At 69.4% G+C, this 20,495-nt stretch carries 17 protein-coding genes and 1 tRNA gene; 16 read left to right on the top strand and 2 right to left on the bottom strand.

What is annotated here, in order from left to right; all coding sequences use genetic code 11:
* Positions 1–155 precede the first annotated feature (155 nt).
* The 12 genes from ABB33_RS07760 to ABB33_RS07705 all read left to right on the top strand — a co-directional run bounded on the left by ABB33_RS07760 (position 156) and on the right by ABB33_RS07705 (position 11,882).
* Positions 156–1,148 carry a LysR family transcriptional regulator gene (locus ABB33_RS07760; protein WP_054666384.1) on the top strand — a complete coding sequence of 331 codons (993 nt, stop codon included), beginning with the start codon at positions 156–158 and terminating at the stop codon, positions 1,146–1,148.
* Between the two features lie 69 nt (positions 1,149–1,217).
* Positions 1,218–1,307 (top strand) — tRNA-Ser (locus ABB33_RS07755).
* 63 nt (positions 1,308–1,370) lie between these two features.
* Positions 1,371–1,835 carry an acetyltransferase gene (locus tag ABB33_RS07750; RefSeq protein ID WP_054666383.1) on the top strand — a complete coding sequence of 155 codons (465 nt, stop codon included), beginning with the start codon at positions 1,371–1,373 and terminating at the stop codon, positions 1,833–1,835.
* The gene (gene tadA, locus ABB33_RS07745; protein ID WP_056931752.1) at positions 1,832–2,344 is read left to right on the top strand and encodes a tRNA adenosine(34) deaminase TadA; all 513 of its coding nucleotides are present in this window, start codon (positions 1,832–1,834) and stop codon (positions 2,342–2,344) included. The genes ABB33_RS07750 and tadA overlap by 4 nt, the downstream gene beginning before the upstream one ends.
* Before the next feature lie 103 nt (positions 2,345–2,447).
* Positions 2,448–3,032 carry an oligoribonuclease gene (gene orn / locus ABB33_RS07740; RefSeq protein WP_056931751.1) on the top strand — a complete coding sequence of 195 codons (585 nt, stop codon included), beginning with the start codon at positions 2,448–2,450 and terminating at the stop codon, positions 3,030–3,032.
* A gap of 3 nt (positions 3,033–3,035) precedes the next feature.
* Positions 3,036–3,890, top strand: coding sequence for an EcsC family protein (locus tag ABB33_RS07735; RefSeq protein WP_056931750.1), 855 nt, complete (start codon positions 3,036–3,038; stop codon positions 3,888–3,890).
* Between the two features lie 48 nt (positions 3,891–3,938).
* The gene (locus tag ABB33_RS07730) at positions 3,939–4,475 is read left to right on the top strand and encodes a GNAT family N-acetyltransferase (protein WP_056931749.1); all 537 of its coding nucleotides are present in this window, start codon (positions 3,939–3,941) and stop codon (positions 4,473–4,475) included.
* A gap of 215 nt (positions 4,476–4,690) precedes the next feature.
* Positions 4,691–5,350, top strand: a complete 660-nt coding sequence (locus ABB33_RS07725) for a glutathione S-transferase family protein (RefSeq protein WP_056931748.1) — start codon at positions 4,691–4,693, stop codon at positions 5,348–5,350.
* Positions 5,351–5,392: 42 nt separating this feature from the next.
* Complete coding sequence (locus ABB33_RS07720; RefSeq protein ID WP_056931747.1) at positions 5,393–7,669, top strand: thiamine pyrophosphate-dependent enzyme; 2,277 nt, start codon at positions 5,393–5,395, stop codon at positions 7,667–7,669.
* An 8-nt stretch (positions 7,670–7,677) separates the two neighbouring features.
* Complete coding sequence (gene asnB, locus ABB33_RS07715) at positions 7,678–9,621, top strand: asparagine synthase (glutamine-hydrolyzing) (RefSeq protein WP_056931746.1); 1,944 nt, start codon at positions 7,678–7,680, stop codon at positions 9,619–9,621.
* Between the two features lie 75 nt (positions 9,622–9,696).
* Entirely contained in the window at positions 9,697–10,254 is a 558-nt protein-coding gene (locus ABB33_RS07710) for an NADPH-dependent FMN reductase (RefSeq protein ID WP_056931745.1), read from the top strand.
* Positions 10,255–10,466: 212 nt separating this feature from the next.
* Positions 10,467–11,882 (top strand): replicative DNA helicase, encoded by a 1,416-nt coding sequence (locus tag ABB33_RS07705; RefSeq protein WP_054666361.1) that lies wholly within the window; start codon positions 10,467–10,469, stop codon positions 11,880–11,882.
* A gap of 15 nt (positions 11,883–11,897) precedes the next feature.
* Here ABB33_RS07705 and ABB33_RS07700 read toward each other — a convergent pair whose 3' ends face one another.
* Together ABB33_RS07700 and acnA are read right to left on the bottom strand one after the other, a co-directional pair.
* Positions 11,898–13,040, bottom strand: a complete 1,143-nt coding sequence (locus tag ABB33_RS07700) for a dipeptidase (RefSeq protein ID WP_225546623.1) — start codon at positions 13,038–13,040, stop codon at positions 11,898–11,900.
* A 231-nt stretch (positions 13,041–13,271) separates the two neighbouring features.
* Positions 13,272–16,028: an aconitate hydratase AcnA gene (gene acnA, locus ABB33_RS07695; protein WP_056931743.1), complete on the bottom strand. Its 2,757-nt coding sequence runs from the start codon at positions 16,026–16,028 to the stop codon at positions 13,272–13,274.
* Between the two features lie 278 nt (positions 16,029–16,306).
* Between acnA and ABB33_RS07690 the strand changes: the two genes are divergently transcribed.
* The 4 genes from ABB33_RS07690 (at position 16,307) to ABB33_RS07675 (ending at position 20,483) form a co-directional block, all read left to right on the top strand.
* Entirely contained in the window at positions 16,307–16,540 is a 234-nt protein-coding gene (locus ABB33_RS07690) for an AbrB/MazE/SpoVT family DNA-binding domain-containing protein (RefSeq protein WP_054666355.1), read from the top strand.
* On the top strand, positions 16,537–16,938 hold the full coding sequence (locus ABB33_RS07685) for a type II toxin-antitoxin system VapC family toxin (protein ID WP_054666354.1): 402 nt from the start codon (positions 16,537–16,539) through the stop codon (positions 16,936–16,938). Before ABB33_RS07690 ends, ABB33_RS07685 begins: the two co-directional genes overlap by 4 nt.
* Before the next feature lie 41 nt (positions 16,939–16,979).
* Positions 16,980–19,571, top strand: coding sequence for a bifunctional aconitate hydratase 2/2-methylisocitrate dehydratase (gene acnB, locus ABB33_RS07680; RefSeq protein ID WP_054666351.1), 2,592 nt, complete (start codon positions 16,980–16,982; stop codon positions 19,569–19,571).
* A gap of 144 nt (positions 19,572–19,715) precedes the next feature.
* The gene (locus ABB33_RS07675) at positions 19,716–20,483 is read left to right on the top strand and encodes an SDR family oxidoreductase (RefSeq protein WP_056931742.1); all 768 of its coding nucleotides are present in this window, start codon (positions 19,716–19,718) and stop codon (positions 20,481–20,483) included.
* Positions 20,484–20,495 lie beyond the last annotated feature (12 nt).

Genomic DNA, 20,495 nt, shown 5'->3' with positions numbered 1-20,495 from the left:
CATCCCCGAGGCCCGCAGCGATGCGGGCCTCCGTGTTGTTGGGTGGCGGAAAGGGGCGGCAGACCGGTTAATACAGGACCGTTTGAGGTCTGATTTGTAAAATCAGGACAAAGGTGGTTGAATTTCACCATTCGTTCCAGTTGTGGGATCAATCCATGCAGGACCTCAACGACCTCTACTACTTCGCGATGGTGGTGGATCATGGCGGTTTCGCCGCCGCCGAGCGTGCGCTGGGCATTCCCAAGTCGCGCCTGAGCCGGCGCATCAGCCAGCTGGAAACCGATCTGGGGGTGCGTCTGCTGCAGCGCTCGACGCGCCGCTTCGCGGTGACCGACGTGGGCATGAGCGTGCACCGCCATGCCCAGACCATGCTGGCCGAGGCGCAGGCCGCGCGCGAGGTGGTGGACCGGCTCAGTGCCGAGCCGCGCGGGCTGGTGCGCGCAAGCGTGCCGGTGTCGCTGGCGCAGATGCAGCTGCCCAAGCTGCTGCCGAAGTTCCTGGAGCAGTATCCGAAAGTGCGGTTGCAGCTGAACATCAGCAACCGCCGGGTGGACATCATCAATGAGGGCTACGACGTGGCGCTGCGGGTACGCTCGCGGCTGGACGACGATGGCAGCCTGGTGATGCGCAGCTTCGGCCAGGTGCAGGAACTGCTGGTGGCCAGCCCGAAGTACCTGGACCGCGCCGGCCGCCCGAAGACGCCCGAGGACCTTGCCCAGCACGTCACCCTGAGCATCAGCGAGGACGAGGCGCGGCAGCGCTGGGAACTGCACGGCCCGGGCGGCGTGGTCAGCCGCGTGGACCTGCAGCCGCGCGTGGCCGGTTTCGATTTCCCGCTGCTGCAGAGCATGGTCAAGGACGGCTTCGGCATCACCATGCTGCCGGAAACGGTCTGCGCCGAAGCGGTGCGCAGCGGCGAACTGGAAGTAGTGCTGCCGGACTGGTCGCTGCCGCAGGGCATCTGCCATGCGGTGTTCGCCTCGCGGCGCGGGCTGTTGCCCGCGGTGCGGGTGTTCATCGACTTCCTTGCCGAGCACCTGCCGCCACAGCTGGAAGCCTCGCGCCTGGACTGTGGCGGCGCCTGCGAGCGCGCCAAGGAGAAGATCCGCGCCTCGACCATGGGCGCGCTGGCGATCGAGGCCGGTTGAGCAAAAGCAATGGCAGCGTGCGAGAATGCGCGCCGCTGGCCGGTGCGCAGGCATCGGCGCCATAGACAAGGGCAGATGGCCGAGCGGTTTAAGGCACCGGTCTTGAAAACCGGCGAAGGGTCAAACCTTCCGTGGGTTCGAATCCCACTCTGCCCGCCATTCCCGCGGTCCGGGCACGCAATGTCCGGTACCCGTTGCGGGACTCTTGCGGATTTCCGAACCATGCCGACACTGCGTCCATCGCGCCCGCAAGACGGCGCCCGGGTCATCGACATCTGGCGCCGCGCCGTCGATGCCACGCACCACTTCCTGGCCGACGCCGACCGCCAGGCCCTCGACGCCGAGGTCAGCGCCCTGCTGCCGCAGGCCCCGCTGCTGCTGGCGGTGGATGCCGCCGACGTGCCGCTGGCCTTCATGTGGGTCGTGGACGGCCACATGGAGGCGTTGTTCGTCGATCCGCTGCATCACGGCCGCGGGCTGGGACGCCGGCTTGTGCAGCAGGCGCTGCGCGAGCACCCCGGCCTGGGCACAGACGTCAATGCGCAGAATCCGTCGGCCATGGCGTTCTACACGCGGCTCGGCTTCGTCGAGACCGGGCGCTCGGCGCTTGATGGCCAGGGGCGGCCGTATCCGCTGGTGCACCTGCGCCATGCCGGTGCGACGGCCATGCCGGAACAGGCGGCATGAGCGACCCCGTCGTCGTGAGCGATGCGCAGGCCGACGAGCGCTGGATGCGCCATGCGCTGGCGCTGGCCGAGCGCGCGCAGCGCGAGTTCGACGAGATTCCGGTGGGGGCGGTGCTGGTCGGTGCCGACGGGCAGTTGCTGGGCGAGGGCTGGAACCTCAACATCGCCCGCCACGACCCCAGCGCGCATGCCGAGATCGTGGCGATGCGCGAGGCCGGCGCGCGGCTCGGCAACCACCGCCTGGTCGGCTGCACGCTGTACGTGACGCTGGAGCCTTGCGCGATGTGCGCGATGGCGCTGGTGCACGCGCGGGTGGCGCGGGTGGTGTATGCCGCCACCGATCCGAAGACCGGTGCCTGCGGCAGCGTGTTCGACCTGCTGGGCGACCCGCGCCACAACCACCGCGTCGCGGTGGCCGGTGGCGTGCTGGCGCGCGAGGCCGGCCTGCGCCTGACCAACTATTTCCGCGCCAAGCGCGGCCGCCCGCTGCTGCCGGCCGACGGCGGCTGAGGCGTGGCCGCCGCGCACGCGGCGTGGTGAACCCGCGGCGTATCATGTGCGCCCGATACCACGGCCGGCAGCGTCGCCGCCGGCCCCCTGCACGAGGCGCCACATGACGGACAACAGCACAGGCAACGACCGGTTGATCTGGATCGATCTGGAAATGACCGGGCTGGACACGGACAACGATTCGATCATCGAGATCGCCACCGTGGTCACCGATGCCCAGCTCAACGTGCTGGCCGAAGGCCCCGAGTTCGCCATCGCCCACCCGCTGGCGACGCTGGAGGCGATGGACGAGTGGAACCGCAACCAGCACCGCCGTTCCGGCCTGTGGCAGCGCGTGCTCGACAGCGAGATCAGCCTTGGCCAGGCCGAGGCGCGGACCATCGCCTTCCTGCAGGACTGGATCAAGGCCGGCGCGTCGCCGATGTGCGGCAACTCCATCTGCCAGGACCGCCGCTTCCTGCACCGGCAGATGCCGCGCCTGGAACGCTATTTCCACTACCGCAACCTGGACGTGTCCACGGTCAAGGAACTGGCCAGGCGCTGGGCACCGGCCATCGCCGCCGGCGTCGGCAAGACCTCCAGCCACACCGCGCTGAGCGATGTGCACGATTCGATCGCCGAACTGCGCCATTACCGCCAGCACATGGGCGCGCTGGCCGGCCTGCCGGGCGTGTCGGAGCCGGCCTGAGCGATGGGCGAAGTGGCGCCGACCCTGGCCGACAGCCCGCAGGACATGGCCGACCTGCGGCGCGCGGTGGCGCTGCTGGAGGCGCCGACGCTCAGTGCGCGCATGGCCAACCTGGTCGGCTCGCCGCTGGAGTTCGCCGTGCGCCGGCTGCCCGCGGGCGTTTCCAGGCGCATCCAGGGGGTTGCCGAGGCCGCCCTGCACAAGGCCGCGCAGGCCGCTTTCTGGAGCATGGACCGCACCCGGCCGGGCAAGCCGGCGTCGCCGCGCCTGCACAAGCTGGCGGCGGCCGCTTCCGGTGCGCTGGGCGGTGCCGGCGGGCTGCCGGCACTGGCGATCGAGCTGCCGCTGTCGACCACGATCATCATGCGCGCGGTGGCCGACATCGCCCGCAGCGAAGGCTTCGACCTGGATGACTTCGCTACCCGCCAGGCCTGCCTGGAGGTGTTCGCGCTGGGCGGCAATTCGGGCGGCGACGACGCCAGCGAAACCGGCTATTACCTGGCGCGCGGCTTCACCACCGAACTGATGCGGCACCTGTCGGCCGAGCTGGCCGGCACCACCCTCGGCGGCAGCCACGGCCTGCTGCTGGGGCTGGGGCCGAAGGAAGCCGGCAAATGGCTGGCACGGATCGTGGAAAAGGTCGCCGCCCGCTTCGGCGTGGTGGTATCGGAGAAGTTCGCCGCGCAGGCGGTACCGGTGCTCGGCGCGGTGGCCGGCGCCACCTTGAACACCCTGTTCACCGGCTACTACCAGGACATGGCGCGGGGCCATTTCATTGTCCGCCGGCTGGAGCGCAGGTACGGCTTCGAGACCGTGCGCCTGGCCTACGGGGCGGTCAGCGGGCGCATGAGCGCCTGAACGCCGCGCGGTGGTAGCGTGGCCTGTCGGACACATGGAGAGCCCGCGATGAGCATTTTCGACCTGCGCCTGGAGACCGCGCGGCTGCTGCTGCGGCCACCCTGCGCGGAGGATTTCGCTGCGTTCGCCGCGTTCTGCGCCGACCCGCTGCCGATGCAGCACCTGGGGGGCGTGCAGGCGCCGTCGGTGGCGTGGCGCAGCCTGGCAACCCTCACCGGCAGCTGGCACCTGCTCGGCTATTCAATGTTCTCGGTAATCGAGAAGGACAGCGGGCGCTGGGTGGGCCGGGTCGGCCCCTGGCAGCCGCATGGCTGGCCGGGGCCGGAGGTGGGCTGGAGCATCGTGGCGGACCGGTGGGGGCACGGCTACGCGCCGGAGGCCGCGCGCGCGGCCATCGACTGGGCCTTCGACACGCTGGGCTGGGAGCAGGTGATCCACACCATCGCCCCGGACAACCACAATTCGCAGGCGGTTGCGCGCAAGCTGGGGTCGCAGGTGCTGCATGCCACGCGCCTGCCGCCACCGCACGAGGTCGATGTCGAGGTGTGGGGCCAGTCGCGCCAGGCGTGGCTGGCCCGTCGCTGAGGCATCGTTGCGGTTGTATCCATCCTGCCCGGTGCGGGCATCGCGCGTGCCGGGGCCGGCGCCGGATACGCGGCCCTGCGATCGGTACCCACACCGCGCCGGTGCGCTCCGGGCGCGGTGGTGGATTTTGCTGCGGTCGCAGCTTTACCAAAGGGCCCCGATTCCGGTCATATGGCAGGATCGCCTGCCAGTCGGCAGTGTGGGGAATCGTGTCGTTGAGCAATCCAGGTGCTGCGTTGACGGTGTATGGCATGTCCACTTCGGGCAACTGCCACAAGGTCCGTTTGCTGCTGGCGCAGCTGGGCACGCGCTACCGCTGGGTCGAGGTGGACAGTGCCGCCGGCCAGACCCGCACCGAGGCCTTCCTGGCGCTCAATCCGAACGGCAAGGTGCCGCTGATCGAACGCGGCGACGGGCGCGTGCTCACCGAATCCAATGCGATCCTGTTCTGGCTGGCCGAGGGCACGCCGTTCCTGCCGGCTGATGGCTGGCAGCGTGCGCAGGCGCTGTCGTGGATGTTCTTCGAGCAGTACAGCCATGAGCCGTATATCGCGGTGGCGCGTTTCATCCGGGGCTGGACGCCGCCGGATTCGCCGCGGCGGCAGGAACTGCCACGGCTGCGCGAGCGCGGCCATGCGGCGCTGGCGGTGATGGAGCGGCACCTGGCCGACGATGCCTGGTTCACCGGGCCGGAGTACGGCATCGCCGACATCGCCCTGTTCGCCTATACCGCGGTCGCCGCCGACGGCGGCATCGAACTGTCTTCCTATCCGGCCATCGGCCGCTGGCTGCAGGCGCTGCGCGCCCGGCCCGGCTTCGTGGCCATGCCCGATCCATCCCCGGAGGTGCTGCGCAACTTCGCCGCGTCACCCTGATCCTTCCTTTCCCAACCTGTCTGCACCGTGGAGTCCTGCCTGATGTTCGCCCGTGTACCCAACCCCATCCCGGCCCGCATGAAGGGCCTGAACCGTGCCGAGATCTGCGATACCAATTTCATCGAATTCGTGAAGGGGCTGGGGCAGGGGCCGGCCGGCGCGCCGCAGGAGGGGGCCCCGGTGCTCCCGGGCAGCGCGCTGGACGTGCGTGGGTTCCGCGAACTGTTCGAATCGCAGCTGGTGAGCCGCCACCTCGACCTGATGGCGCGCGTGCTGCGCGTGCAGAACAAGGTCTTCTACACCATCGGCTCGTCCGGGCATGAGGGCAATGCCATGGTGGCGCGCGCCACCCGGCATACCGATCCGGCGTTCCTGCACTATCGCTCCGGCGGATTCATGGCCGAGCGCTTCCGCAAGTTGCCGGGCATGGACCCGATCATGGACTCGGCGCTGAGCTTCGCAGCCAGCGCCGAGGACCCGGCCAGCGGCGGCCGCCACAAGGTGTGGGGCAGCAAGCCGTTGTGGGTGTTGCCGCAGACCTCGACCATCGCATCGCACCTGCCCAAGGCGCTGGGCACGGCCCTGGCGATCGAGGCCGGCAAGCGCCTCGGGGTGGAGTTGCCGGTGCCGGGCGACAGCATCGCCATCTGTTCCTTCGGCGACGCTTCGGCCAACCACGCCACCGCGCAGACCGCGTTCAACGCGGCCTCGTGGACGGCCTACCAGAAGCTGCCGGCACCGGTGCTGTACGTGTGCGAGGACAATGGCATCGGCATTTCGGTGAAGACCCCCGGTGGCTGGATCGCCGAGAGCTTCCGCAACCGCCCGGACCTGGATTATTTCTTCGCCGACGGCCTGGACCTGGCCGCCGGCTACGCCGACGTGCAGCGTGCGGTCGAGCATTGCCGGCGCACGCGGCGGCCGACCTTCCTGCACCTGCGCACCACCCGCATCATGGGCCACGCCGGTACCGACTTCGAGATCGAATGGCGCGCGCTGGAGGAACTGTGCGCGGTGGAGGCGGGCGATCCGCTGCTGCGCTCGGCGCAGATCGCGGTCGAGTCCGGGGCGATGAGCGCCGACGAGGTGCTGGCGCTGTACGAGCGCACCCGCGCGCGCTGCTTCGCCGCCGCCGAGGACGCCGACACGCGCCCGCGGCTGACCTCGCTCAAGGACGTGATGGCACCGCTGGCGCCGTATACCCCGGAGCGGGTGCGCGCCGAAGCCACCCGCGCCGACTACGCGCAGCGCCGCCTGCAGGTGTTCGGCAGCGAGGCGTCGTTGCCCGAGAACCTGCCGCCGCGCCACCTTGCCATCCAGATCAACCAGGGCCTGCACGACCTGTTCTGCAAGTACCCGGACACCCTGCTGTTCGGCGAGGACGTTGCGCAGAAGGGCGGCGTGTACACGGTGACCAAGGGCCTGCACAAGGCGTTCGGCCCGCGCCGCGTGTTCAATACCCTGCTCGACGAGACCATGATCCTGGGCATGGCCCAGGGGTTCGCCAACATGGGCATGCTGCCGGTGCCGGAGATCCAGTACCTGGCCTACCTGCACAACGCCATCGACCAGGTGCGCGGCGAAGCCTGCTCGCTGCAGTTCTTCTCCAACGACCAGTACCGCAACCCGATGCTGATCCGCATCGCCGGGCTGGGCTACCAGCGGGGCTTCGGCGGCCATTTCCACAACGACAACTCGATCACCGCCATCCGCGACATCCCGGGGCTGGTGGTCGGTTGCCCGTCGCGCGGCGACGACGCGGCGATGATGCTGCGCACGCTGGCGGCGCTGTCAAGGGTCGACGGACGCGTGTGCGTGTTCCTCGAGCCGATCGCGCTGTACATGACCAAGGACCTGTACGAGGCCGGCGACGGCCAGTGGCTGTTCCCGTACCCGGCGCCGGAGCAGGCGCTGGAGCTTGGCCAGGGCCGTGTCTACGGCGAGGGCAACGACGACCTGGTGGTGTTCACCTACGGCAACGGCGTGCCGATGGCCCTGCGCGCGGCCAGGGCCATCGAGGCGGCGCAGGGCTGGAAGGTGCGGGTGGTGGACCTGCGCTGGTTGGTGCCGCTCAACGCCGCCTATGTCGCCGAGCAGGCCCGCGGTGCCAGGCGGATCATCGTGCTGGACGAGGGCCGGCACAGCGCGGGTGTGGGCGAGGGCGTGATCACCGCGCTGGCCGAGGCCGGCTTCGGTGCCGTGCCGCTGCGCCGGGTCACCGGCGCCGACACCTACACGCCACTGGCCGGCGCGGCACTGCTGGTGCTTCCGGGCGACAATGACGTGGTGAGCGCCGCAGCCGAGCTGGCGCGTGGATAACGATCGGTATGTGCGGACTGGCGGGAATCCTGCAATCGCAGGCGCGGTTGCAGGAAGCGGAGTTGACGGCCCTGGCCGGCGCGATGGGCGATGCGCTGGCCCATCGCGGTCCCGATGACCGCGGCGTCTGGGTCGATGCCGCCGCCGGGGTGGCGCTGGCGCACCGGCGGCTGAGCATCCTCGACCTGTCGCCGCTGGGCCACCAGCCGATGCGGTCCAGCGACGGCCGTTACTGGCTGGCCTACAACGGCGAGATCTACAACTTCGCCGCGCTGCGCGCCGAGCTGGAGCCGCTCGGCCACCGCTTCGGCGGCCACTCCGATACCGAGGTGCTGCTGGCCGCGGTCGTGCAGTGGGGGCTGGAGGCGACGCTGCGACGTTGCAACGGCATGTTCGCCATCGCCCTGTGGGACCGCCGCGAGCAGCGCCTGTCGCTGGCCCGCGACCGGGTCGGCAAGAAGCCGCTGTACTACGGCTGGGCCGGCGACGCGCTGGTGTTCGGTTCCGAACTGAAGGCGCTGTGGCGGCACCCGGCCTTCGACAACGGCATCGACCGCGACGCGCTGACCCTGCTGCTGCGGCTGGATTACATCCCGGCACCGCACTGCATCCACGAGCGTGCGTTCAAGCTGATGCCGGGCCGGGTGCTGCACCTGGACGCGGCGGCGGTGGCGGCCGGTGCCGCCGCGCACCGGCCGGCGCAGGCGCAGGTGGCCTACTGGGACGCACGCGAGCGCATGGCTGCCTGCCTGGCCGCGCCGTTCGCCGGCAGCGAGGCCGAGGCGGCCGATGCGCTGGACGGGCAGCTGCGCCAGGCCGTGGCGCTGCGCATGGTGGCCGACGTGCCGGTGGGGGTGTTCCTGTCCGGCGGCACCGATTCGGCCCTCGTCGCGTCGCTGATGCAGGCACAGAGCGCGGCCCCGGTGCACAGCTTCAGCATCGGCTTCGAGGATTCCGACCACGACGAGGCGCCGCTGGCCAGGGAGGTGGCCACCCATCTGGGCTGCGACCACACCGAGCTGTACGTCAGCGGCGCCGATGCGCTGGCGGTGGTCCCGGAGCTGCCGGCGATGTTCGACGAACCGTTCGCCGATGCCTCGCAGGTGCCGACCGCGCTGGTCGCGCGGCTGGCGCGGCGCGGGGTCACCGTGGCGCTGTCCGGCGATGGCGGCGACGAACTGTTCTTCGGCTACACCCGCTACCAGCGCGCGCTGCGCAACTGGCACGCACTGCAGCGCGTGCCGGCGCCGTTGCGGCGCTGGCTGGGGCGCCATGCCCACGCGCAGGGCGAGGCATCGCGTGCCGGCGGCCTAGCCGCGCTGCTGGCCGAGGCCGGCGCCACCGGCATCGGTGATGTCTACCGCAACCGCATCTCGCGGTGGCGCGACCCCGCCGCGGTGGTGCGCGGGGCGCACGAGCCGGCCACGTTCTACAGCCTGCCCGATCCGCTGCAGGGGCGGGGCGGGGCGGCCGATGCGATGATGCTGGCCGACTTCACCACCTACCTGGCCGACGACCTGCTGTGCAAGGTCGACCGCACCAGCATGGCGGCCAGCCTGGAGGCGCGCGCGCCGCTGCTGGACTGGCAGGTGGCCGAGTTCGCCTGGTCGCTGCCGCTGGACATGAAGCTGCGCGACGGCATCACCAAGTACCTGCCCAAGCAGGTGCTGCGGCGCTACCTGCCCGACGCGATGGTGTTCCGCGGCAAGCGCGGCTTCGGCGCGCCGGTGACGCAGTGGCTGCGCGGCGACCTGCGCGACTGGGCCGGCGACCTGCTCGATCCGCGGCGGCTGCGCCAGGACGGGGTGTTCGAAGAGGCCGCGGTTTCGGCGCTGTGGCAGCGCTTCGGCCAGGGCGAGCGCAAGTGGCATACCCACCTGTGGAACGTGCTGATGTTCCAGGCCTGGCAGGCCCACTGGCAGGCGCAGCGGGCGCAGGTGCGCGCCGGCTGACGGCCCTGGGTGCCTTCACCGGCCGCGAAGGCGCGGCCGGCTAGGCTGGCGTTCCCTTTCCGGAGCGAGGTCGTCATGCAACCGTATCGCATCGCCGTACTTGTCGGCAGCCTGCGCAAGGAGTCCCACAACCGCCGCCTGGCGCTGGCCCTGGAAAAGCTGGCCGGCGAGCGCGCGCGGTTCGACTACCTGCGCATCGACGACATCCCGCTCTACAACCAGGACCACGACAGCGACTTCCCGGCGCAGGGCACGCGCCTGAAGAATGCGATCCGCCAGGCCGACGCGGTGCTGTTCGTCACCGCCGAGTACAACCGCTCCATTCCCGGCGTGCTCAAGAACGCCATCGACACCGCCTCGCGTCCCTACGACGACGGCGCTTTCGACGGCAAGCCGGCGGCGGTGATCGGCACCTCGCCCGGCGCGGCCGGTACGGCGATGGCGCAGCAGCACCTGCGCAACGTGCTGGTGTTCGTGAACCTGTCGGTAATGGCCCAGCCCGAAGCCTTCCTGCAGTACAAGGACGGGCTGATCGAGGCCGACGGCAGCGTGACCAACGACGGTACCCGCCGCTTCCTGCAGGCCTATGTCGACCGCTTCCTGGACTGGGTCGGGACGCACGCGCCACGCTGAACGCCCCGGCGGGACGCGAACAGGCGATAATGCCGGCCCCGGTAGCGGCAAGCGGCCGGGGCTCCCGTGCCGGTGGCGCGGCGGCCCTTGAGAAGCGGGCCCGGCGGCCACATCCACGGGCTGCCGACAGCTTGTCCACGGACTTATCCCCACATTGCCGGCCTGCATCGGCCTACCATGGCCGGGTCGTTTCCCGCTGCACAAAGGTTTTCATGTCTGCCCGTCCTGGCTTCCGTTCCGACCGCAACGACCGCGCAGAGCGCGGCGAACAGCGCATCGACACCCTGCGCGTGCCCCCGCATTCGGTCGAGGCCGAACAGGCGGTGCTCGGTGGCCTGATGCTGGCGCCGGAGGCGTTCGACCGGGTCAACGAGGCATTGACCGAAAAGGACTTCTACCGCCGCGACCACCAGTTGATCTACCGCGCCATCCGTGAACTGTCCGAGCGCGACCGCCCGTTCGACGCGGTGACGCTGGGCGAGTGGTTCGAATCGCAGGGCAAGCTGGAGCAGGTCGGCGACGGCGCCTACCTGATCGAACTGGCCAGTACCACGCCGTCGGCGGCCAACATTGGTGCCTACGCCGAGATCGTGCGCGACAAGGCGGTGCTGCGGCAGCTGATCCAGGTAGGTACCGACATCGTCAACGACGGCTTCCAGCCCGAGGGTCGCGACAGCACCGAACTGCTGGCGTCGGCGGAAAAATCGGTGTTCGCCATTGCCGAGCAGGGCGCGCGCGGGCGCACCGACTTCGTCGCCATGCCCGGTGCCCTGAAGGATGCGTTCGAGGAACTGCGCAACCGTTTCGAGAACGGCGGCAACATCACCGGCCTGCCGACCGGTTACAACGAATTCGATGCGATGACCGCCGGCCTGCAGCCGACCGACCTGATCATCCTGGCCGCGCGCCCGGCGATGGGCAAGACCACCTTCGCGCTGAACATCGCCGAGTACGCGGCGATCAAGTCGAAGAAGGGCGTGGCGGTGTTCTCCATGGAAATGTCGGCCTCGCAGCTGGCCATGCGCCTGATTTCCTCCAACGGCCGCATCAATGCCACGCGCCTGCGCACCGGCCAGCTCGAGGACGAGGACTGGAGCCGCGTCACCAGTGCCATCCGCATGCTCAAGGAGACCAAGATCTTCATCGACGACACCCCGGGCGTGTCGCCGGAAGTGCTGCGCTCCAAGTGCCGCCGGCTCAAGCGCGAGCACGACCTGGGGCTGGTGGTGATCGACTACCTGCAGCTGATGAGCGTGCCGGGCAACAGCGAGAACCGCGCCACCGAGATTTCCGAGATCAGCCGCTCGCTCAAGGGCCTGGCCAAGGAGCTGAACGTGCCGGTGATCGCCCTGTCCCAGCTCAACCGCTCGCTGGAAACGCGTACCGACAAGCGCCCGGTGATGGCCGACCTGCGCGAATCCGGCGCCATCGAGCAGGACGCGGACATGATCGTGTTCATCTACCGCGACGAGTACTACAACAAGGAAAACTCGCCGGACAAGGGCCTGGCCGAGATCATCATCGGCAAGCACCGCGGCGGCCCAACCGGCTCGTGCAAGCTGAAGTTCTTCGGCGAGTACACCCGCTTCGACAACCTCAGCCACGACAGCGTCGGCGCGTTCGAGTAACGCGCCGCGGCGGCGTCAGCCGTCGCTCCAGATGTCGCCGAAGGCACGGGCGAAGTTCGCGCCCAGCACCTTGTCCACCACGCGCGGCGCATGTCCGCGGCGGAGCAGGGCATCGGCCACCTGCAGCAGCTTGCGCGGGGTATTGGCGTCGGGCAGGTAGGGCGTGCGGTTCTCGCCCGGCGCGCCGGTACCGGCCAGCCTGCGCTCGCGCATCTGCCGGTCCATTTCGCGGATGTCCTCTTCATCCACGGGGAAGAACAGCGCGTCGCTGCCGATCCCGACGTGGTCTTCGCCGCATACGCGCAGCGCATGCTCCAGGTGCGCGATGTAATCGGCCAGCAGCGGCTGGCGGCTGTCCTCGGTGAGGAACGGCAGCATGTAGATGCCAACCACGCCGCCCTTGTCGGCCATCGCCCGCAGCTCGGCGTCGCGCTTGTTGCGCGGATGGTCGAACACCGCGCTGCAGCCGGCATGGGTGATCAGCGGTGGCGCGCGGCTGGCGTCGATGCCTTCGCGGGTGGCCAGGGCGCTGGAGTGGCTCAGGTCCAGCGCCACGCCGCAGGCGTTCATGCGGGCGATCGCCTCGCGCCCGAGCGGGCTCAGCCCGCTTGGCGCAGCGTCCAGGCAGCCGCCGCCGAACGGCGATGCATGGTTGTAGGACAACTGCATGACGCGCACGCCGAGTCCGCGGAACAGGTCGATGCGCTCGACCTTGCCCTCGAGCATGGTGGCGGCCTCGAACGAGAAGATCAGCGCCACCTTGCCTTCGCGCTTGGCACGCGCCAGGTCGCCATGGCCGGTGACCTTCAGGAACATCGCCGGCTGCGACTCGACCAGTTGCTGCGCGCGGGCGATGTCGGCGACGGTTTCCTCGAATGAACCGGCCGCACCGCCGAGGGTGGTCTTGATCACGCTGATGCCCGACTCGCGGATCTGGCGCAGGTGCAGGGCCTGGGCGTCGTCGTGCAGCAGGGCACCGATCGACGCCAGCGCATTGGCATCCAGGACCAGGGCGCTGGCGTAAAGCGCCGTGCTGTCCGGGCCGGCGGCGAGGGGAGGCGCTGTGGCGGCCGTTGCAGCGGCCGCTGGCAAGGCCATCCCCGCGAGCAGGCCGCTCCCCCATCCCAGCACGCGGCGACGCGATGCATCGATACCCATCGAACTCCCTTCGTGGCGATGACAGACGGCGATGATGACCCACGCGGACTGCCCTGCACAAACCCGGACCCCGCGCGCTGCATGGGCCGGGTCTCCTGCGTGGTCCAATGGATGCCGGTTCCGTCGCCGTTGCTGCCCGCTGTCGCTCCCCCCGCGCGCGGCACTGCCGCGCGGTCCAGGCGAACGCCCCGCGCGCTGCGCGGGGCGGGGCCTGCGTGTTTCAGCAGGCGATCACGCTGCCTTCTTCGCTGCCAGCTGGCGGAGTACGTACTGCAGCAGGCCGCCATTGCGGAAGTACTCGACTTCCTTCGGTGTCAGCAGCAGCACATGCGCCTGGAAGGTGGCCGTGCGGCCGTCGGCATGGGTCGCGGTGACGGTGGCGCGCCTGGAGTGGCCGTCTTCCAGCCCGCTGATGTCGAACACCTCCGAGCCGTCCAGCCCCAGCGTCTGCGCGTTCTCTCCCGGCAGGAACTGCAGCGGCAGCACGCCCATGCCGACCAGGTTGGAGCGGTGGATGCGCTCGAAGCTCTCGGCGATCACCGCTTTGACCCCGAGCAGGTTGGTGCCCTTGGCCGCCCAGTCGCGCGAGGAGCCGGTGCCGTACTCCTTGCCGGCCACCACCACCAGCGGCGTGCTGGCGGCCTTGTACTTCATCGCAGCGTCGTAGATGGACATCTTTTCCGGCGGCTGCGCGCCGAAGTACAGGGTGTTGCCGCCTTCCTCGCCACCGAACATCAGGTTCTTGATGCGGATGTTGGCGAAGGTGCCTCGTACCATCACGTCATCGTTGCCGCGGCGGCTGCCGTAGCTGTTGAAGTCGGCCGGCTGCACGCCGCGCGACTGCAGGAAGCGGCCCGCGGGCGAATCCTTCTTGATGTTGCCGGCCGGGGAGATGTGGTCGGTGGTGATCGAGTCCCCGAACAGGCCGAGCACGCGCGCGCCGTGGATGTCGGCGATGCGGCCCACGGCCATGGTCATGCCGTCGAAATACGGCGGGTTCTTGATGTAGGTCGACTCGGCGTTCCAGCGGTAGGCCTGGCCTTCCGGCGACTCGATCTGCGCCCAGCGGCTGTCGCCCTTGAACACGTCGGCATAGTTCTGCTTGAACATCTCCGGGCCGACGGTGGCGGCGATGACGTCGCCGATCTCCTTGTTGCTCGGCCAGATGTCGCGCAGGTAGACGTCGTTGCCGTCGCGGTCCTTGCCCAGCGGTTCGCGGGTCAGGTCGATGTTGACCGTGCCGGCGATGGCGTAGGCCACCACCAGCGGCGGCGAGGCCAGGTAGTTGGCCTTGACCTCCGGGTGCACGCGGCCTTCGAAGTTGCGGTTGCCCGACAGCACCGAGGCCACCACCAGGTCGCCGGCGGCGATGCCGGCACTGACCTCGGTGGGCAGCGGGCCGGAGTTGCCGATGCAGGTGGTGCAGCCGTAGCCGACCACGTAGAAGCCGAGCTTTTCCAGCTCCTTCAGCACGCCGGCCTTTTCCAGGTAGTCGGTGACCACCCGCGAGCCCGGCCCCAGCGAGGTCTTGACCCAGGGCTGGCGGGTCAGGCCGCGTGCGGCGGCGTTGCGCGCCAGCAGGCCGGCGCCGATCATCACCGCCGGGTTGGAAGTGTTGGTGCACGAGGTGATGGCCGCGATCACCACCGCGCCGTCCTTCAGCCGCACCTTGCGGCCGTCGATCTCGACGTCGGCATGGCCCTTGGCCAACTGCTCGTTGCCCACCGCGGCGCCGCCGCCCTCGTTGATGAAGTCGGCCACCTCGCCGTTGCGCCGGTCGCGGTTGGCGGTCAACCCACCCAGCGCGTCGGCGAAGTTGCCGCGCACGTCCTGCAGCAGCACGCGGTCCTGCGGGCGCTTGGGCCCGGCCAGCGACGGCTGCACCGTGGACATGTCCAGTTCCAGCGTGGCGCTGTAATGCGCGTGCGGCGACCCGGGCGTGTGCCACAGGCCCTGAGCCCTGGCATAGGCTTCCACCAGGGCGATCTGCGCCTCGCTGCGCCCGGACAGGCGCAGGTAGTTCAGCGACTCGACATCAATCGGGAAGATGCCGCAGGTGGCGCCGTACTCCGGGGCCATGTTGGCGATGGTGGCGCGGTCCGCCAGCGGCAGGTGCTGCAGGCCATCGCCGTAGAACTCGACGAACTTGCCGACCACGCCCAGCCTGCGCAGCATCTGGGTGACGGTCAGCACCAGATCGGTGGCGGTGGCGCCCTCGGGCAGGCGGCCGCTGAGCTTGAAGCCGACCACCTGCGGGATCAGCATCGAGGAGGGCTGGCCGAGCATGGCCGCCTCGGCCTCGATGCCGCCCACGCCCCAGCCGAGCACGCCGATGCCGTTGATCATGGTGGTGTGCGAGTCGGTGCCGAACACGGTGTCCGGGAAGGCCCAGCGGGTGCCGTCGACCTCGCGCTCCATCACCACCCGGGCCAGGTTCTCCAGGTTCACCTGGTGCACGATGCCGGTATTGGGTGGCACCACCTTGAAGTTCTCGAACGCCTTCTGGCCCCAGCGCAGGAAGCTGTAGCGCTCGCGGTTGCGCTCGAACTCGATGCGGCCGTTGAGGTCCAGCGCGTCGGCGCGGCCGAACACGTCCACCTGCACCGAGTGGTCGATCACCAGTTCCGAGGGGATCAGCGGATTGATCTGCTCGGCGCGCCCACCCAGCCGGGTGACCGCGTCGCGCATCGCCGCCAGGTCCACCACGCAGGGCACGCCGGTGAAATCCTGCAGCACCACCCGTGCCGGCATGAAGGCGATCTCGGTGTCCGGTTCGGCCTTCGGGTCCCAGGTGGCCACGGCCTCGATGTGCTCCGGGCCGACCGTCTGCCCCCCATCCTCGTGGCGGAGCAGGTTCTCCAGCAGGATCTTCATCGAGTAGGGCAGGTGCGAGATGTCGAAGCGCTCGCCCAGCCGGGGCAGGCTGCAGTACGTGTAGGTCTGGTCGCCGACGGTGAGTTGGCTGCGGGTGGAGAACGAATCGCTCATGGCTGACTCCTGTGTTGCGGATGGCGTGCGGCGGCGCGCGGGGCGCCTGCTGGCTGGGGGCGAACCCCGTTCAGTAACGGCTGCCCGAGTATGGACGATCTTCCCCGGGGCGGGGCCGCGCATGCCCTTGAGCATACGCACCGGTTTGTTGCAGCCGTGTCACGAGGCCGTCGCCGGCCCTTGCGTGGCAAGGCCTGCGCCGTCGCCAGCGGTACTGGCAAGGTTTGGGTATGCCCGTGCAAGTATGTATAATTCGTACATACTCAGGAGGGCGCCCGATGGAAGCCACCGTTGCTGAACGTGGACAGATCACCCTGCCCAAGGCCGTGCGCGACGCGCTGGGCCTGACCAAGGGCACGCTGCTGAAGGTCGAGCTCGAAGGCAGTCGCATCATCCTGCGCAAGAGCGTGGACGATGCCATTTCCCGTGCCCGCGGCAAGTTCGCGCTGGACGGCTTCCCGTCGGCCGAACAGGCCGTGCGCAGCGTTCGCGACGAGGCCGGCGAGGCATGATCGCGGTCGACTCCCCGGTACTGATCGAACTGCTCAGCGACGGCCCCCGCGCCGACGCGGTGGAGGCCTGCCTGCGGCAGGCGCTGGTCGGTGGCCGGGTGGTGGTCTGCGGCACCACGCTGGCCGAACTATGCGCCTCGCTGCGCGGCGGCGCGCAGGTGCAGGAGGCGCTGGAGGAAATGGGCATCCATTTCAGCCCGCTGGAGGCCAAGTCGGCGCTGCGCGCCGGCGAGATGCACCGCCGCCACCGCCAGCGCAACGCCGGCGACACACGCCGCATCGACGATTTCATGGTCGGCGCCCATGCACTGCTGCAGTGCGACGGCCTGATCACCTGGAACGACACATTTTACCGCGACTACTTCAAGGGCCTGAAGCTGATCGTGCCGCAAGCCTGAGCCCATACCCCATTCCTCATCCGTACCACCCGGGAGTTGTCATGTTGGAAGCCTACCGCCACCACGTAGCCGAGCGCGCCGCGCTTGGCATCCCGCCGCTGCCGCTGAGCGCACAGCAGACGGCCGACGTCATCGAACTGCTGAAGAACCCGCCGGCGGGCGAGGCCGAGTTCCTGCTCGACCTGATCACCCACCGCGTGCCGGCCGGCGTGGACGATGCGGCCAAGGTCAAGGCGTCCTACCTAGCCGCCATTGCCTTCGGCACCGAGAAAAGTGCCCTGATCAGCCGCGAGCGCGCCACCGAGCTGCTGGGCACCATGCTCGGCGGCTACAACGTCGCGCCGCTTATCCAGCTGCTGGACGACGCCCAGGTCGGCGCCATCGCCGCCGGCGCGCTGAAGCACACCCTGCTGGTGTTCGATGCGTTCCATGACGTGCAGGAAAAGGCCAAGGCCGGCAACGCCAACGCGCAGTCCGTGCTGCAGAGCTGGGCCGACGCCGAGTGGTTCACCAGCAAGCCGGAAGTGCCGCAGAGCCTGACCATCACCGTGTTCAAGGTGCCGGGCGAGACCAACACCGACGACCTGTCGCCGGCGCCCGACGCCACCACCCGCCCGGACATCCCGATGCACGCCCTGGCGATGCTGAAGAACAAGCGCGACGACGCGCCGTTCACCCCGGAGGAAGACGGCAAGCGCGGCCCGATCCAGCAGATCCTGTCGCTCAAGGACAAGGGCCACCTGGTCGCCTACGTCGGCGACGTGGTCGGTACCGGTTCCTCGCGCAAGTCGGCGACCAACAGCGTGCTGTGGTGGACCGGCGACGACATCCCGTACATTCCCAACAAGCGCGCCGGCGGCGTGTGCCTGGGCGGCAAGATCGCGCCGATCTTCTACAACACCATGGAAGACGCCGGTGCGTTGCCGATCGAGCTGGACGTGTCGAAGATGGAGCATGGCGATGTCGTCGAGCTGCGTCCGTACGACGGCAAGGCGCTGAAGAACGGCGAAGTGATCGCCGAGTTCGAAGTGAAGTCCGAAGTGCTGTTCGACGAAGTGCGCGCCGGTGGCCGCATTCCGCTGATCATCGGCCGTGGCCTGACCGCCAAGGCGCGCGAGGCGCTGGGCCTGCCGGCCACCGACCTGTTCCGCCTGCCGGTGCAGCCGGCCGATACCGGCAAGGGCTACTCGCTGGCGCAGAAGATGGTCGGCCGCGCCTGTGGCCTGCCGGAAGGCAAGGGCATGCGCCCGGGCACCTACTGCGAACCGAAGATGACCTCGGTGGGCTCGCAGGACACCACCGGGCCGATGACCCGCGACGAGCTCAAGGACCTGGCCTGCCTGGGCTTCTCGGCCGACCTGGTGATGCAGTCGTTCTGCCACACCGCCGCCTATCCGAAGCCGGTGGACGTGAAGACCCACCACACCCTGCCGGAGTTCATCTCCACCCGCGGCGGCGTGTCGCTGCGTCCGGGCGATGGCGTGATCCACAGCTGGCTCAACCGCATGCTGCTGCCCGACACCGTCGGCACCGGTGGCGACTCGCATACCCGTTTCCCGGTGGGCATCTCGTTCCCGGCCGGTTCGGGCCTAGTCGCCTTCGCCGCCGCCACCGGCGTCATGCCGCTGGACATGCCCGAGTCGGTGCTGGTGCGCTTCAAGGGCCAGATGCAGCCGGGCGTGACCCTGCGCGACCTGGTCAACGCGATTCCGCTGTACGCCATCAAGCAGGGCCTGCTGACCGTGGCCAAGGCCGGCAAGAAGAACATCTTCTCCGGCCGCATCCTGGAAATCGAGGGCCTGCCGGACCTCAAGGTGGAGCAGGCGTTCGAGCTGTCCGACGCCTCGGCCGAGCGTTCCGCCGCCGGTTGCAGCGTGCGTCTGAACAAGGAACCGATCATCGAGTACCTCAACAGCAACATCACGCTGCTGAAGTGGATGATCGCCGAGGGCTACCAGGATGCCCGCTCGCTGGCGCGCCGCGTCGAGAAGATGGAAGCGTGGCTGGCCGACCCGCAGCTGCTCGAGCCCGATGCCGACGCCGAGTACGCCGCGGTCATCGAGATCGACCTGGCCGACATCCACGAGCCGATCGTGGCGTGCCCGAACGACCCGGACGACGTCAAGACCCTGTCCGAAGTGGCCGGCGCCAAGATCGACGAGGTGTTCATCGGCTCGTGCATGACCAACATCGGCCACTTCCGCGCGGCCGCCAAGCTGCTGGAAGGCAAGCGTGACATCCCGACCCGGCTGTGGGTGGCTCCGCCGACCAAGATGGATGCCTCCGAGCTGACCAAGGAAGGCGTGTACGGCACCTTCGGCAGCGCCGGCGCGCGCATGGAAATGCCGGGCTGCTCGCTGTGCATGGGCAACCAGGCGCAGATCCGCGAAGGCTCCACCGCGATGTCGACCTCGACCCGCAACTTCCCCAACCGCCTGGGCCGCAACACCAACGTGTACCTGGGTTCGGCGGAACTGGCGGCGATCTGCTCGCGGCTGGGCCGGATCCCGACCAAGGAGGAGTACATGGCCGACATCGGCGTGATCAACGCCAACGGCGCGCAGATCTACCGCTACATGAACTTCGACCAGATCGCGGACTACAAGGACGTGGCCGACACCGTCGCGGCGTAAGCCCCGGCAGCACGCAGCACGCGGAAAGCCCGGCACATGCCGGGCTTTCCGTTTTCATGCGTGCGCCAATGCCATGTCCGATAGCGGCGAGCGCCATGCGCCGCGCGCCTTCATCCTGCGCGCTCCATCCATCGGGAGCAGGACATGAAGGCATTGCACGACAAGACCGTATTGATCACCGGCGCCAGTTCCGGCATCGGCCGCGCCGCCGCGCTGCTGTTTGCCGCCGAAGGCGCGCGGGTGGTGCTGGGCGCGCGCCGCGGCGCCGAGCTGGAGGCGCTGGTCACGCGCATCCAGGCCGCGGGCGGGGCCGCCACCTGGCTGGCCGGCGACGTGCGCGAAGAGGCCTACGCACAGGCGCTGGTGCGCCATGCCGAAGACACCTTCGGCCCACTGCATGCGGCGTTCAACAACGCCGGCGTACTGGGGCCGCTGCAGCCCACGCCCGAGGTCGCGCTGGCCGACTGGCGCCAGGCGCTGGAGGTCAACCTGACCGCTGCCTTCCTCGGCGCCAAGTACCAGATCCCGTCGCTGCTGCGCGCCGGCCGCGGCGGCAGCCTGGTGTTCACCTCGACCTTCGTCGGCCACACCGCCGGTTTTCCGTGCACGGCCGCGTATGCGGCCAGCAAGGCCGGGGTCATCGGCCTGGTACAGTCGCTGGCCGCCGAGCTCGGGCCGTCCGGGGTGCGCGTCAACGCGCTGCTGCCCGGCGGGACCGACACGCCGATGGCCCGCGAGATGAACCCCGACGAGGCGGCGCTGGGCGCGGTGGCGCGGCTGCATGCGCTGCGGCGGCTGGCGCAGCCCGAGGAAATCGCGGCCGCGGCGCTGTTCCTGGTCTCGCCGGCATCTTCGTTCGTCACCGGCACCGCGATGCGGGTCGATGGCGGGGTGTCCATCCAGCGCGGGTGAGGCGCCCCGTTT

The organism is Stenotrophomonas acidaminiphila (assembly GCF_001431595.1).
GTDB lineage: Bacteria > Pseudomonadota > Gammaproteobacteria > Xanthomonadales > Xanthomonadaceae > Stenotrophomonas > Stenotrophomonas acidaminiphila.
This window is presented reverse-complemented; position numbering and strand designations above follow the sequence as displayed.